Origin of the sequence: Kribbella kalugense, from assembly GCF_004365875.1 — a bacterium.
GTDB classification, from domain to species: domain Bacteria; phylum Actinomycetota; class Actinomycetes; order Propionibacteriales; family Kribbellaceae; genus Kribbella; species Kribbella kalugense.
In genome coordinates, this window is record NZ_SODF01000002.1 from 471,562 (window position 1) to 485,513 (window position 13,952).

The window sequence follows — 13,952 nt, forward strand, 5'->3', positions numbered from 1 at the left end:
TCTCTTCTCGTTCCAGTCCCACAGCGGGGTACCAGACGATCTCCCTGTCAGAGTAGGCGATGAGACCATGGGGCAGTGAGCGATGCATGGGCAGCCCGGACGGAACTGACCGCGATTCTGATCACAGTCCCCGAGTTGGCGGAGTACACGGACCGATGGCGTTCGGTGTCGCGATCGTCGGCGAGACCCCAAGTCCCGTTGACGGAACTCATCCCGCCGCATGTGACTGTGCTGGTCCCGTGGGTCGCCGAGCCGACAGATGCCGACGTCGCTCGGTTGAAGTCCGCGGTCTCGTCCATCGAGCCGTTTGATCTCAGCTTCCCGACCGCCGGTCAGTTCCCGAACGGCACGGCCTGGTTGAAGCCGGAGCCCTTCGAGACGGTCCGGTCCATGCTGCTGAGAGTGTTCGAGGCCTTTCCGGAGTGCCCGCCGTACGGCGGTGAATTCCCGGACGCCCAGCCGCACCTAACCATCTCGTCGTCCAGGGACGGCGGTACAGCCGTGGTCGACGAGGCGAACGCCGCTCTCGCAACGACCCCGGCCCCGACCGTCCGGCTGACCGAGCTGGGGTTGTGGCGCGAGGACGCCGACGGGCAGTGGCACCAGTTCGGCGCCGTACCGCTCGGGTCGACTACCGCCTGACCTGGAACCCAACCACCCCGGCCGCGTCCTTACCTCGCCAGTCCTCCGGTACGTCGGCCTGCGTCAGCTCACGCACCTGATCGACACCTGGGTCGGTGAGAGTGCTGATCCGGACGGACTGCTGGGAGACAGTGGCCTCGAACAGGTTGCGGACGTCTCGCCCGTTGCCGAAGTCCGCTGCGTTCCTGACCCGTTCCAGCAACCAGCCGACCCGGTCCAGCACGCCGTCGGCCAGCAGGTAGCCGGCCTTGCCGCTCAGGTACTGGAAGATCTCCTGGAGCTCCGTGCGCGAGTAGTCCGGGAACTCCACCGTCGTCGGCACCCGGGACTTCAGACCGGGGTTCTGCAGGAACAGCCCCTCCATCGGCTCGGTGTATCCGGCCAGGACGACGACCAGGTCTTCGCGGTGCTCCTCCATCAGCTTGATCAGCGTGGCGAGCGCATCGGTCCCGAAGCCTCTCGCATCGCCCAGCGTGTACGCCTCGTCGACGAACAGCACCCCACCCAGGGCCTGGTCCACCAAACGCTGCACCTTGGGTGCGGTCTGACCGACGTACTCGCCCATCAGCTCATTGCCGCTCGTCTCCACCAGGTGACCGACGCCGAGCAGACCGAGGTCCCGGTAGATCTCCGCGATCAGCCGCGCCACCGTGGTCTTCCCGGTCCCTGGATTGCCGGTGAAGACCATGTGCCGCGACCGCTCGGTCGGCGGCATCCCCGCCGTGGCCCGCAGTACGTCGGCCTTCGCCTCCGCGGCCAGCCGCTCGACGGTGGCCTTGACGTCGGCCAGCCCGGTCATGGCTGCGAGCTCGGCCCGCGGGTCTCCGTGCCGGTCTCCGATGTTGTCGTCGGCCAGGTCTGCGACGTCGGCCCGCTCGAGCGTCCGGACCTGATCCATGGTCGGCGACTCCAGCGTGGCCAGCCGGACCGCCTGCAGCGTCGCGATCCGCTCGAGCAGCGTCCGTACCGCCCGCGCGTTGCCGAAGCCAGGCGCCCGCGGCACCTTGTGCAGATCGGCCAGCACCCGCTCGGACACCCCTTCACCGAGCACGAACCCGGCCCGCTCGACGGCCTGGAGGAAGATCTCGTGCAACTCGGCGTCGGTGTAGTCCGGGAAGTTGACGAACCTCCGGATCCGCGACTTGACCCCCGGGTTGCTGTCGACCAGGTCGTACATCTCGTTGGGGTAGCCGGCCATCACCACGATCAGGTTGTCCCGATGCGTCTCCATCAACTGGATCAGCGTGGCCACGGCCTCCCGGCCGAAGTCCCGCTCGGAGCCGTTGAACAGCGAGTACGCCTCGTCGACGAAGAGCACTCCGCCGAGCGAGCGCTCGACCACCTCGGTCACCTTCGGCGCGGTCTGACCGATGTACGACGCGACCAGGTCGGCCCGGCCGACCTCGACCAGGTGACCGGACGAGAGCATGCCCAGATCGCGGTACACCTCGGCCAGCACCCGAGCGACCGTGGTCTTGCCGGTGCCGGGGTTGCCGCTGAAGACCAGGTGGCCCATCGGCTTCGGCAGCCGCACTCCGGCCTCGATCCGTAGCTTGGCCAGCTTCGCCTCGGCGACCAACTCGTGGACGCGGGCCTTCACCGGGCCCAGACCGGTCATCGCGTTCAGCTCGGCGATCGGGTCGCCGGCCGCCGGCGAGTCGGCCCGCTGCTTGTCCGGGCCGACCGCATCGGCATCGACCTTCGGCGGCCGGAACGAGTACAGGTCGCGCAGTCCACGGCGGAAGCCGGAGACGAGGTACAGCTCCTTCGAGGCCTTCGGCTTGTCGGGCATCCCGTTGAGGCTGGCGCCGAGCTGGTACGTCGCGGCCAGCCACTCGCGGGCCGGGAACGCCGCCCCGGCCTCGACCGCCCGGATCAGCCACGCCTGCCGACGGCGCCGCCACTCGGCCGGGTCCACCCGGGTCGTCTTCTTTTCGAGCTCCTTCTGGACCGCGGCCGTGCCGGACGGGCCCAGCGACGAGAACGACAGCCCGGCCGGCAGGTCGGGCCGCCCGATCTGCCGAAGCAGTCGGGCGACCTCGTCGGTGAACGGCCGCTCGGCCTCCGCGGTCACCTCTGTCACCGCCGTGTACGCCGCCTCCAGCCGGTTCATCCCGAACACCAGCAGGTCGAGCGGGTTCCCGGCCATGTCCGGGAACGCCTGCCGGAGGTCGTCGTCGCTGAACTCCTCGATCCAGCGCTTGGTCACCGTGGGCCGCTCTATGGTCGTGTGCAGCTCGAGCAGCTCCGGACTGGCCAGGATGCGGTCGTGCATCGTGGCCATCGCCGTACGCCGCGCCTCCAGGCCCGGGATCCCTGTCAACAGGTCCAGCATCTCCCGGCTGGCCCGGATGATCTCCTCCTGGACGGCACGGTCGCGACGCAACGGGAACGGGATCGCGAAGGCTGCGTTGGTCTCGCGCCAGGCGGTGATGTCGGTATCGATCTCCGCCTGCTCCTCCCGGTACTCGTTGAACAGCAGGAAGTGCAGGTTCCGCGCTCCGCCGACGAGGATGCCCATCGGCGGCCAGAGGCTCCGGAACAGCTGGTAGAAGGTGTCGATCAGCAGCGGCGTGCCCTGTTTGAAGTTCTTGTTGCCCTCCGAGACGTCGCCCAGTGCCGGGCGATCGGCCAGCTGCGCGATCTTCGCCTTGGTCAGGTCGAGCCACTCGGGCGTGACCACGAACGGCGGCTCGGCGCCGACCACGTCGAAGACCGGATCGTCGCCGAAGAGGACCGCGAGCTGCTCGGGAAGGTTGGCCACGATGCCTGATCCTAAGATCGTTGCGGTCCAGGGTGTTGCTCCCGATCCCACGCCGTTGCGAGCAGGTGCTCGGTGCGGTGCATCGGCGTGCGGGGGCGAAGGTCTCGATGCGGAGCATCGTGGCCTTTGCACCCGTGCGGCGAGGTGCCGTGCCGAGTGCCGCGCAGTAGGCGTGGGATCGGGAGCAACACCCTCAACCTCTTTCGAACGGCAGGCAATGAGCGAGACCTTCAGGGCGGCCTGGCAGCGGGCGCTCTACGGCCCCGACGGCTTCTACCGGCGGGAGCGTCCGTCCGCACATTTCCGTACGTCGGTGCACGCATCGGCCGACTTCGGGCACGCAATCGCCCGCCTGGCCGGCCTGGTCGGTCTGGATCAGGTGGTCGACATCGGGGCCGGCTCCGGCGAGCTGGGCAAGGTACTGCGCACCGAGGGCCTGCAGGTCCTGGACATCGAGCTGGACGACGAGCTGCCGGAGCGTCTGACCGGACTGGTGATCGCCAACGAGTGGCTCGACAACGTCCCGTGCGAGGTGGTCGAGTGGGACGAGGACGGAGTACCGCATTACCTGTCCGCCGACCTGACACCAGGTGACGTTGTTGAGGGCAACGACCTCGACTGGCTGCAGATGTGGTGGCCCGGCGAGCCCGGCGACCGGGCCGAGGTCGGCACGACCCGTGACGCGGCCTGGCAGGACGTGGTCCGGCGGCTGACCGACGGCGCCGTAGCGATAGCCATCGACTACGGCCACGTGAACTCAACCAGGCCGCCGTACGGGACCCTGACTGGCTTCCGCTCCGGCCAGGAGTGCGCACCCGAACCAGACGGCACTTGTGACATCACAGCGCACGTAGCCCTCGATTCGCTGGGCGGGACCATCGTGAGCCAGCGCGACGCTCTGCGAGCTCTAGGGCTCAGCGCGACCAGACCCCCGCTCGAGCTCGCTCAAACGGACCCGATGCGCTACCTGTCCGAGCTGTCATCCGCCGGCGAGGCTGCCGAGCTGCTGGACCCGTCCGGGCTGGGTGCGTTCGGCTGGGTCTGGACCGCGACCGGCGCGGAGACGGTACGCCGTGCTTCGCGCGCCCTCTCGGCCTGAGCCTGCACCAGGGCCGCGGCCTCAACCTGGTCGCGGTGCAATGCCACGGCATCGGTCGGCCCCATTGGCGTGTCCACATGTACGTCGGCCAATCCCAGCCGGCGCTGCAGCGGTCCCTGCTCCATCCGGACCGACTGCGTCTTGTGGTGCAGCACAATCGACGTACGGCGACTCACCCAGCCCCGCGTGGTCACCATGACCTGGTCGTCGACGCCGTACGTCAGGTAGCGCCAGCCGATCGGACGGAGCCACTTGGCCCGCTCCGGCGCCACGTGCATCTGGATGTTGGCCAGGTTGAAGCCTGGTAGGACGCGGGAGAGCACGTAGGCCACCTCGGTACGTTCGCCGACCGGCAGCAGCTGTGCGCCCTCGTGCTCGTCGTCGCCGTCCTCCTTCTGACCGGCCACACCGGCGATGTCCAGCTCGACCCTGGACCAGCCGATCAGCCGCCAGATCAACGGCTCGGTGATCAGCAGCCCCTGCACCCGGCCCGCCGGGATCGTCTGCCGCTGGACGTCGAACAGCCCGCGCTTGGTCCGCAGGCCGTGGCTGGTGTCGGAGAGCGTGAATCCGTGGTTGCCGACGACCTGCTTCCAGATCGGCTGCACCACACCGAGCAGCAGCGGCAGACCGGCGAACAGACCGACGTGGAAGTTCAGCACCGTGGTCGCGACGATCAACCAGATCAGTGCACCGGCACTACCGATGACAGTGGACGACAGCAGGGTCGCACCAAGGAGTCGGGCGGTCGGGACGGTCAACAGCGGCGGAGCTTCGGCCTCGGCCTGCTGCTCGTGCTCCTGCTGCTCGGCGGCCTGCTCGCCCTTCGCCCGGACCAGCAGGGTCGTGCGGAGCTCCTGTGCCTCGGCGTACGTGAAGTAGCTCAGCTTGCCGTCGCTCTTGCCACCACCGGCCACGTCCATCCGCAGCTCGGCCATGCCGAACAGTCGCGCGACGAACGGCTGCGCGACGTCGATCGCCTGGATCCGGTCGAACCGGATGATCCGGGTGCGACGGAACAGGAACCCGCTGTCCACCCGGATCGCATCGCCGGTCAGCTGCCATTTGGTGTACCACCAGGACAGCGCGCCGAGCAGGATGCCGCCGACGAGTACGGCGCCCAGACCGATCCCGGCGAAGGTCAGATTGCTCCGCAGGCCCTCGTTGTTGACCAGTGCGACGGCCGCGACGACGAAGTACCCCCAGCCTTTGACGAAGGGGGTGAGTGGATGGAGCCGCTGCCCGACGGTCTCGACAGCCTGCTCGGTCACAGGCCCCACGCCTGCGCCTGACCGAGGGCGGACAGCCGGTCACGCAGCCGGCCGGCCTCGTCCGGGTGCAGCCCCGGGATCTTCGCGTCGGTCGACGGCGTGGCCGTGTGCAACTCGACGGTGGCCATCCCGTACGCGCGCTCCAGCGGCCCGGCCTTCACATCGACGAACTGCATCCGCCCGTACGGTACGACGACCAGCTCGCGGAACATGATCCCGTGGCTGACCAGCAGTTCGTCCTCACGTTCGGCGTACCGCCAGGACCGCTGGTTGCGGCCGATCAGGATCCACGCCCAGCCGAAGAGCAGGGCGATCACGACCACCGCGAGTACGCCGTACAGCCAGCCCAGCGACAGCCCGAGCGCGAGCAGCGCCACGATCGCGGCCAGCCCGGCCATGATCGCCGCGTTCAGCCGCCGCAGCGTAGCCAGCTTGGGCGAAACCGGCGTCCAACTGACATCCGAGGGTGCGAAAAGGTCGTCCACGCACCAAGCCTGTCACGATAGGGGGCATGAGCACCGAAAGAGTGGTCGGAGTCGGCGCGGGAGCGGCTGGATTCGACCCGGCCTTTGAGCGCGGCGGAGCCGGCTCGGACCTGCCGACCACCGACATGGTGCTCAACATCGGACCGCAGCACCCGGCGACCCACGGCGTACTCCGGCTGCGGCTGACCCTGGACGGCGAACGGATCGTCGGCTGCGAGCCGATCATCGGCTACATGCACCGCGGCGCGGAGAAGCTGTTCGAGGTCCGCGACTACCGGCAGATCATCGTGCTGGCTAATCGGCACGACTGGCTCTCCGCCTTCGCCAACGAGCTCGGCGTCGTGCACGCGGTCGAGCGGATGATGGGTCTCGAAGTACCGGTCCGGGCAGTCTGGTTGCGGACCCTGCTGGCCGAGCTGAACCGGGTGCTGAACCACCTGATGTTCCTCGGCTCGTACCCGCTCGAGCTCGGCGCGATCACGCCGGTGTTCTACGCGTTCCGCGAGCGGGAGACGATCCAGGCGGTGATGGAGGAGCTGTCCGGCGGCCGGATGCACTACATGTTCAACCGGGTCGGCGGACTGAAGGAAGACCTGCCGTACGGCTGGCTCGGCCGCACGGCAGCCGCCTCGGCCGCGGTCCGCAAACGCCTGCCCGACATCGAGGACATCATTCTCGGCAACGAGATCTTCCGGGCCCGCACAGTCGGCGTCGGCAAGCTCGCCCCCGAGCTGATCGCGCAGTACGGCATCTCCGGCCCGATCGCCCGCGCCTCCGGGGTGGACGCGGACCTGCGCCGCGACGAGCCCTACCTGGCGTACGGCGAACTGCAGGACGTACTCCGCGTCGTGACCCGCCCCGAAGGCGACTGCTTCGCCCGCTTCTCCGTGCTGCTCGAGCAGGTGAAGGTCTCGCTCGACCTGGTCGACGCCTGCCTGGACAAGCTGTCCTCGCTACCGGCCGGCCCGGTGAACGTCCGCCTGCCGAAGATCCTCAAGGTCCCCGAGGGCCAGACCTACGCCTGGACCGAGAGCCCGCTCGGCATCAACGGCTACTACCTCGTCTCCCGTGGCGACAAGACGCCCTGGCGGCTGAAACTCCGGTCCGCCAGCTTCAACAACATCTCCGTCCTGCCGGCCCTGCTGCCCGGCACGATGATCCCCGACATGATCGCCATCCTCGGCAGCATGTTCTTCGTCGTCGGCGACATCGACAAGTAGCGGCCGGTGGGGAAAGAAGTTCGCATCTGGTGACAGATTCTTTCCCCGCCAGAGCCAACGGCACGGCTCAGCGAACGGGGCAGGTCGGGCTGCAGGGGCGTGCGGGGAGATCCGGCTGCTTTCGGCGCATCACCTGTAGAACCTGTACGGCGGCATCGCACGGACGGCTCGTGGTGTCGAGCCAGCCATAGCGCAGAGTGACCTCCGACCGCAGGGCCGCCCGGTTGTCGCGCGCGAGATCCCGCCACCGCTGCCGTGGGGCGAAATGGAAGCGGCCGTCGAGCTCGACCACCAGCTCGAACCCCAGGTAGGCGACATCGGTGAACTCGTTGTCCACGGCACGCTGTCGCCGCCCCGGGGGCAGACCGTGGGCACGTTCGACTCTGCGCAGGTAGTGGAGTTCGAGCAGCGAATGCGATCCCCCGGCGACATCCGCCAGGATCGGCCGCAAGACGGCCCGATGACGAAGCTGCGGCCTGCTCGCGAGCGCCTGCAGAATCTGGGTAGGAGTGACGCGGCCGCTCTGACACGCCTCCGCCAGCACCGCTGCGGCGTCGTCCAGGCGGCGGCAGATGCCAACGATCTCGAGCACCGCGTCCGCGGGCCGGCTTCGCGGTGGAATACCTGCGGCCAGTCGGTCCTCCCAGAGCCTGACCCGGGTGATCACCAGACCGGGCCGCGCCCGAACCCGCCGGCGCCACGGGATGGTCACATACGCCGGCCGCCGGGCATCGGATCTGATCAGGCCGAGCTGCTCAGCGGCCGTGTAGTGACTCCACGCCGCGTCCGGTCCGGCGTAGAGCAGGGCAGCCAGGCGCCGTTCGTCGTACCCGATCGGACCGGTGTGGGTTGCATAGACGCCTGGGTGGACGGTCTGCCATCGCCGGGCACGCAGCGATCTGCGAACGTCGATCTCGGTCCACCCCGCAGCCAGCGCCTGGTCGCGGGACACGATCCGCTGCTGCTCGTGGATCAGCACCTCGATGCCTTCGTCCTGCAACTGTTGCCGCCACCACCAGTCCACCGATCCAGCGTGACGGATTTGCGCAGCTGACGTCGGAGGGGCTGTGGACAACTCCTCGTCAGGTGGTAGGCATCGCCTGGCCAAGGATTTCCAGGAGCGGGTCGGCGAGGCCGGCTGAGACGGCGAAGGTACCGCGGGACTCCGGGGCGTGCTCGGTGCCGTCGAGATCGAGGACGCGGAGGCCGGCCTCGCGGCAGATGCTGACGCCGGCCATGGTGTCCCAGGGCTTGTTGGAGAACATGATCATCGCGTCGAAGAAGCCGTTCGCGGTCCAGGTCAGCGCGGTCGCCGCCGTACCGATCATCCGGAGGCGCTGGGCCCGCGGGTAGAGCAGTTGGGTGAGCGCGAACCGCTGGGCGTTCTGGGCGGCCGCGTCCGGGCCGACGGCATAGTCGCCCACGGCAACCAATGCGTCGGTGAGGTTGCTGCACTCGCTGCCCCGGATCGCCTTGCCGTTGCAGGTGGCACCGAGTCCTTCCGCGGCGGCGTACCTGGTCCCGAGCGCCGGATGGTCGATCACACCAGCGACCGCGCGCCCCTCATGGATCAGACCGAGCGAAATAGCCCACAGCGGTACGCCGTGGATGAAGTTGACCGTGCCGTCGATCGGGTCGAGGACCCAGCGCGTGCCGTCGGTCGCGCCGCCCTCTTCTTCACCGAGTACGCCGATGTCCGGTGTCTCCCGCTCGAGGAACGCCCGTACCTCTCGCTCGACGGCGAAGTCCACCTCGGACGCCATGTCCCGATCGCCCTTGGACGTCAGCACGCCCGGCGCGCGCGAGTCGGTGATGACGCGTCCGCGATCGACAGCGGCTTCGGCAACCTTCAGCAGCTCGGCGAGATCCACACCCAGAACCTACTAGGAGGCAGCAAGGCCCCGGAGTTTGAGGTCGACCACGGTCGGGGCATCGGCCTGCGAGTGTTTGTCGCCGGCGGCAACGACCGTGGCGACTTCCTCGTCGATCTTGTCGAGGCGCTGGTCGATCTTGTCCAGCCGGCGCTGCATCAGGTCGACGAACTCCGCGTTCTCGACCACGCGGGCACTGGTGATCCGCGAGTACTCCTGCGCGACCTGCGCGCGTTCGTCCGAATGAGCCAACCGCTCGACCAGCAACTGGTGGCGGAAGAGGACGGCGCCGGCGATCGCGACCAGAGCGGCACCGACGGCGGCAGCCCGGAGAATCCAGGCATTCTGCGAGAAGAGCGCGACACTCACGCCCAGGCAGACAACGATCAGAGATGCGTTGGCAACGGTGAGAACTGTGGTCCTGGTTCGGCGGCGGTTACCCCTTGACCCCATGGACCGACATGTTAGGGGGTTTCGTCCGGGTCCTCGGGAATACGACACGCGCGTTCGAGCAACAATCCGGCCGTGACGACCAGCACTGAGATCACCGCCGCGAGAGCGGCCATAATCACCCGGTTACGGGGTCCGGAGGATCCCATCGCCCGCAGGAAGCTTAACGCGAACCCTGCGTAAACACCGGCGCACAACGCGCCGACGTACGCGCTGGCCTTTCCGATCATCAACAGGAACACGGCCCGGGACGATTCGATCCGCTCCCGCCGTACCTGGATGCGCTGGTTGGTGTTGCGGGCGGCGGCGAACAGCAACGCGGCCAGGAACGCCCACGCGATCAGCGTCAGCCACGACACCGTCGGCGCGACCCCGCCGCCGGACTCGATCGCCTTCACGATCGTGACGCCGATCGCGATGCCGAGAACGGCGATCGCTACCAGCAACCGGCGCGACGTCGGCCGCACCGAGCCCGGGCGGGGCGGTTCGTTCTTGTCCTTAGGGGCCCGGCCGGGCTCGGTATCGCCCGACACCACTACTGCAGCTCGATGTCGAGCTTGGTCACGCCGTCGGTCCCGACCTTGGCGAGCAGGTCCGCGACCGGACCACGGCCCGGCAGTACGGCGTCCCGCTCGATGTCGAGCCAGGGCGCCAGGACGAACGCGCGCTCGTGGGCCCGCGGGTGCGGCAGGGTCAGCTCGTCGGACTCCACCGTCTTCTGCCCGTAGGTGATCAGGTCGACGTCCAGCGTCCGCGGCGCACCCGGCACGCTGCGCTCCCGGCCGAACGCCTGCTCGATCGCCTGCGCGCGCTCCAGCAGCAGGTCGACGGCCAGCGTCGAGTCGGCCAGCAGGACGACGTTCAAGTACGGACCGGACTCCTCCGGGCCGTCGATGGGTTCGGTCTCGTACACGGGCGAGACGTCGACCACCACGAGGTCCGGAGTGTCCCGCAACGCGTCGACCGCGCCCTGCAGGTTCGCCTCACGGTCGCCGAGATTGCTGCCGAGCGACAGGATCACCTGGCGGATCGGCTTCAGGCCTCCGCTCAGAGTGTCCGCGTCGATGACGTGGGGGCTAGGGGTCTCAGTCACGAGGATTCTCCGGCTCTGCGCTGCACGGTCAGGACAACGTCGTCGAACGGCACCGAGATCGGCGCCGAGGGTTTGTGGATGGTCACGGCCGTCGCCGTCACGCGTTTGTCGGCGAGACAGAGATCGGCGATGCGCTGGGCGAGGGTCTCGATCAGGTCCACCGGCTCGGTCTCGATCGCCTGGTGCACCTGCTCGGCCACCACCCCGTAGTTCACGGTGTCGGCCAGGTCGTCGGAGGCCGCCGCGGTCCGGGTGTCCAGCTCCAGCCGGACGTCCACGACGAACTCCTGCCCGTCGGCCCGCTCGTGATCGAACACTCCGTGCCGCCCGAATCCACGGATGCCACGAATCTCGATCACGTCAGGAAGCGTCCCGGGACCGCTCATTCCGCCTCCTCCTGTCGGCCCCCAGACGACAGTACCGGTGAGGCATGGTGGATCCACAACCGCCAGCCGCTGGAAGTTCGACGGAAAACGTTCGTGGCCAGTGCCTTGCCACCCGCGAACCCCTCTTCGGGTGCACCCTCCCCCGAGGACAGGACATTCTCCGTACACGTGACGTATGCCACGTCTTCATCAACCCGTACCTGCACATCGGTCAGGAAGAACTGGATGTACGGCGTGTTGGCGAAGATCATCGCCCACGCCCGCATCATCTCGGCGTACCCGGAGATCGCCGCGTTGCCCGGATGGATGCAGACCGGATCCGGATCCGGCAGCCAGACGGCCGCCATCAGGTCCAGGTCGCCGGCCTCGAACGCGTTGTAGAACGCGGTGTTGGCGTTCAGGACGACGTCCTCGACGGTCGCACCGCGTGCACCATCGCCACCGGTGCCCTGCCGCGGTCCGTCCGTCATACCGTTCCCCATCTCTTGGCCACTCGGACCGCGTCCACGTTCGGTGCCACCGCATGCGCCCGGACACACCAGGCTCCTGCTGCGGCGGCCAGGGCGGTTACGGCCACGCTCGCGTCGTCTCGTCGTACGGCCGGTCTGGGTTCGCCGGTCTGCTCGTCGGCGAGCAGCCTACCGAGGAACGCCTTCCGGGACGCACCGATCAGCAACGGTCTTTCCAGTACGGCGAATTCCCGTAACCGGCGAAGAATCTCCCAGTTGTGGTCCGCGTTCTTGGCGAAGCCGAGCCCGGGGTCGAGCGCGACCCGGTTCAGGTCGATGCCGGCGTTGCTCAGCACCTCGAGCCGCTCGGCCAGCTCGGCGATCACCTCGGCGACCACGTCGCCGTACTCCGCGCGGTTCTGCATGTCGATGGAGTGCCCGCGCCAATGCATACACAGGTACGGCGTCTTGCGGTCGGCGACCAGCGCGAGCATGTCCGGGTCGGCCTGGCCGCCGGACACGTCGTTGATCATCGTGGCGCCGGCATCGAGCATCAGCTCGGCGACGTGGGCCCGCATCGTGTCGACGGAGATGATCGCACCCTCGGCCGCGAGCGTCTCGATCACCGGGAGCACCCGGCGGATCTCTTCGTCGGGCGACGGGCGGACGGCGCCCGGCCGGGTCGACTCGCCACCGACGTCGAGCAGGTCGGCTCCTTCGGCCAGCAACTCCTGCCCGTGCTTGATCGCGGCACTCGGCTCGAACCACTCACCGCCGTCCGAGAACGAGTCCGGCGTCACGTTCACAACGCCCATGACGAGACACCGGTCCACCACCGGCAGCCCGTCAACGTGACCCCACGACGCGTTTCCCACCCAGACACCGTAGTAGGCGCCTCCCCCACCCCAACACCCAGCCGGACATTTGGCTGGGATTGGGCTAGGGAGTCAGTTGGCCAGGATCAGGCGCGACTTGGTGGACTGGAGGACCTCGGCGATCGGCTGGGCGTACGACTCGTTGGTCTGACCGGACTTCTCCAGGCACTGCCCGTCGATCAGGGCCGCTCCGCTGGTGATGCCCTGGGCGTAGTTCCCAGTCATGTTCGCGCCGCCGGAGTCGCCTGCCTCCACACACGCGGTGTGCTGGAACAGTCCGCGAACCACGCGGTTGTTTCCGTAGTTGACGGTGACGTTGCGAGCGACGATCCGCCCGCAGGTCCAGCCGGTGGTCTTCCCCGACTTGCACAGCGTCGATCCGACGGTCGCGTCCGCGAGCCCCTTGACCGCGACGTTGCCGGCTCCCCAGCCCTCGACGTACCCCTGCTGGTCCCAGCCCTCGATCACGCCGACCGACCCGAAGTCGTTGCCGGGGAAGCTCGAGGTGTACGTGTTGCCGAGGACGTAGCCGTTCCGCGAGAACGACGGCTTGCCCGCCGTGCAGTGTCCTGCGGTCAAGAAGATCCGGTTCCCCTTGCGGGTACGGGCGTTGAAGCCCAGCGAGCACACGTACCCGGTGTTCTTGTCCACCTGCACGCCGCCGCGCAGGCTGAAGTCGTCCGCGGTCGGCCGGACCGTCCCGGTCACGTGGCGGACCGTCACGCGGTCGCCGTTGGCCTCGGCCCGAGACATGAACCGGTCAGTGATCGAGTCGTGCGCGCCCTTCGGCACGGAGACGACCACGGTCCCCGACAGCGGATCGACGTACCAGGACCGGACTTTGCCGGCGCTCGACGTCGCGGAGAGCTCGTTCAGCTGGTTCTGTACGGCGTTCAGCTGCTGGAAGGTGTACTTGACCAGGCGCGGGATCGCACCGATCTGGCGGACCAGCTCGGCCGTCGACAGGTCCGATACCGCGACGACCAGCTTGCCGGTCTCGTCGTAGTAGCTGCCGACCACGCCTGAGTCGGATCCGAGCTCGGATTCCAGCGTCTTCGCGACCAGAGGACTGCCGGTCGTCTTCTTCTTGGCGGGCGCTGTCTGCTGTCCGGCCTTGGTCCGCGTATCCGCGGTGGCCCAGTTCGCCGCGACCAGCCCGCCGGCCGTCAGGGCGACGACCCCGGTAAGTGCGGCGCCGACCCGGAAACGCCCCGACATCCTGTCCTCCTCACACCAGCACTTGATCCCCGTTGGCCAAGTGCCACTACGGAAAGTAAACGCTCGGCGACAGAATGTCCATAGTGCTGGACTCTAAAACTTCAACGAGGGTCGGTGCAGTGGAGCTAC

The 13,952-nt window shown here is 68.2% G+C and carries 14 protein-coding genes and 1 pseudogene; 3 read left to right on the top strand and 12 right to left on the bottom strand.

From position 1 onward, the window contains the following. Nucleotides 1–75 precede the first annotated feature (75 nt). Nucleotides 76–642 carry a 2'-5' RNA ligase family protein gene (locus tag EV650_RS19875; protein ID WP_134120546.1) on the top strand — a complete coding sequence of 189 codons (567 nt, stop codon included), beginning with the start codon at nt 76–78 and terminating at the stop codon, nt 640–642. Here EV650_RS19875 and EV650_RS19880 read toward each other — a convergent pair. Then, complete coding sequence (locus EV650_RS19880) at nt 632–3,406, bottom strand: AAA family ATPase (protein WP_134120547.1); 2,775 nt, start codon at nt 3,404–3,406, stop codon at nt 632–634. The two genes, EV650_RS19875 and EV650_RS19880, sit on opposite strands and share 11 nt — an antisense overlap. 217 nt (nt 3,407–3,623) lie before the next feature. On the opposite strand from EV650_RS19880, the pseudogene EV650_RS40695 reads away from it, so the two are divergent. Further along, nucleotides 3,624–4,265, top strand: a pseudogene (locus EV650_RS40695) (SAM-dependent methyltransferase); the annotation flags it as partial. Nucleotides 4,266–4,369: 104 nt separating this feature from the next. Here EV650_RS40695 and EV650_RS19890 read toward each other — a convergent pair. Continuing rightward, a complete protein-coding gene (locus EV650_RS19890; RefSeq protein WP_166678221.1) occupies nt 4,370–5,776 on the bottom strand; it encodes a PH domain-containing protein in 1,407 nt (468 codons plus the stop codon). Then, nucleotides 5,773–6,261: a PH domain-containing protein gene (locus EV650_RS19895; protein WP_134120549.1), complete on the bottom strand. Its 489-nt coding sequence runs from the start codon at nt 6,259–6,261 to the stop codon at nt 5,773–5,775. The genes EV650_RS19890 and EV650_RS19895 overlap by 4 nt, the downstream gene beginning before the upstream one ends. 26 nt (nt 6,262–6,287) lie before the next feature. Between EV650_RS19895 and EV650_RS19900 the strand changes: the two genes are divergently transcribed. After that, nucleotides 6,288–7,481, top strand: coding sequence for an NADH-quinone oxidoreductase subunit D (locus EV650_RS19900; RefSeq protein ID WP_134120550.1), 1,194 nt, complete (start codon nt 6,288–6,290; stop codon nt 7,479–7,481). A gap of 67 nt (nt 7,482–7,548) precedes the next feature. Here the strand turns inward: EV650_RS19900 and EV650_RS19905 are convergent, their stop codons facing one another. From EV650_RS19905 to EV650_RS19945, 9 genes are all read right to left on the bottom strand, one after another. Then, nucleotides 7,549–8,505 carry a hypothetical protein gene (locus tag EV650_RS19905; protein ID WP_134120551.1) on the bottom strand — a complete coding sequence of 319 codons (957 nt, stop codon included), beginning with the start codon at nt 8,503–8,505 and terminating at the stop codon, nt 7,549–7,551. A 58-nt stretch (nt 8,506–8,563) separates the two neighbouring features. Continuing rightward, nucleotides 8,564–9,352 (bottom strand): inositol monophosphatase family protein, encoded by a 789-nt coding sequence (locus EV650_RS19910; RefSeq protein ID WP_134120552.1) that lies wholly within the window; start codon nt 9,350–9,352, stop codon nt 8,564–8,566. Between the two features lie 12 nt (nt 9,353–9,364). Beyond that, complete coding sequence (locus EV650_RS19915; protein WP_233714909.1) at nt 9,365–9,721, bottom strand: hypothetical protein; 357 nt, start codon at nt 9,719–9,721, stop codon at nt 9,365–9,367. Between the two features lie 95 nt (nt 9,722–9,816). Next, on the bottom strand, nt 9,817–10,335 hold the full coding sequence (locus tag EV650_RS19920) for a DUF3180 domain-containing protein (RefSeq protein WP_238174335.1): 519 nt from the start codon (nt 10,333–10,335) through the stop codon (nt 9,817–9,819). Between the two features lie 2 nt (nt 10,336–10,337). Beyond that, nucleotides 10,338–10,895 carry a 2-amino-4-hydroxy-6-hydroxymethyldihydropteridine diphosphokinase gene (gene folK, locus EV650_RS19925; protein ID WP_134120555.1) on the bottom strand — a complete coding sequence of 186 codons (558 nt, stop codon included), beginning with the start codon at nt 10,893–10,895 and terminating at the stop codon, nt 10,338–10,340. Beyond that, nucleotides 10,892–11,281, bottom strand: a complete 390-nt coding sequence (folB, locus tag EV650_RS19930; protein ID WP_134120556.1) for a dihydroneopterin aldolase — start codon at nt 11,279–11,281, stop codon at nt 10,892–10,894. The genes folK and folB overlap by 4 nt, the downstream gene beginning before the upstream one ends. Beyond that, the gene (locus tag EV650_RS19935; protein WP_238174336.1) at nt 11,278–11,751 is read right to left on the bottom strand and encodes a nuclear transport factor 2 family protein; all 474 of its coding nucleotides are present in this window, start codon (nt 11,749–11,751) and stop codon (nt 11,278–11,280) included. The genes folB and EV650_RS19935 overlap by 4 nt, the downstream gene beginning before the upstream one ends. Next, nucleotides 11,748–12,545 (bottom strand): dihydropteroate synthase, encoded by a 798-nt coding sequence (gene folP / locus EV650_RS19940; RefSeq protein WP_134122572.1) that lies wholly within the window; start codon nt 12,543–12,545, stop codon nt 11,748–11,750. The genes EV650_RS19935 and folP overlap by 4 nt, the downstream gene beginning before the upstream one ends. Before the next feature lie 132 nt (nt 12,546–12,677). Beyond that, a complete protein-coding gene (locus tag EV650_RS19945; protein ID WP_134120557.1) occupies nt 12,678–13,823 on the bottom strand; it encodes a S1 family peptidase in 1,146 nt (381 codons plus the stop codon). Between the last annotated feature and the right edge of the window lie 129 nt (nt 13,824–13,952).

What these genes read in the sequence shown, in the direction of transcription:
- EV650_RS19900 (WP_134120550.1), top strand. Translation starts at nt 6,288, where the DNA reads ATGAGCACCGAAAGAGTGGTCGGAGTCGGCGCGGGAGCGGCTGGATTC.
- folB (WP_134120556.1), bottom strand. Translation starts at nt 11,281, where the DNA reads ATGAGCGGTCCCGGGACGCTTCCTGACGTGATCGAGATTCGTGGCATC.
- EV650_RS19935 (WP_238174336.1), bottom strand. Translation starts at nt 11,751, where the DNA reads ATGACGGACGGACCGCGGCAGGGCACCGGTGGCGATGGTGCACGCGGT.
- folP (WP_134122572.1), bottom strand. Translation starts at nt 12,545, where the DNA reads ATGGGCGTTGTGAACGTGACGCCGGACTCGTTCTCGGACGGCGGTGAG.
- EV650_RS19945 (WP_134120557.1), bottom strand. Translation starts at nt 13,823, where the DNA reads ATGTCGGGGCGTTTCCGGGTCGGCGCCGCACTTACCGGGGTCGTCGCC.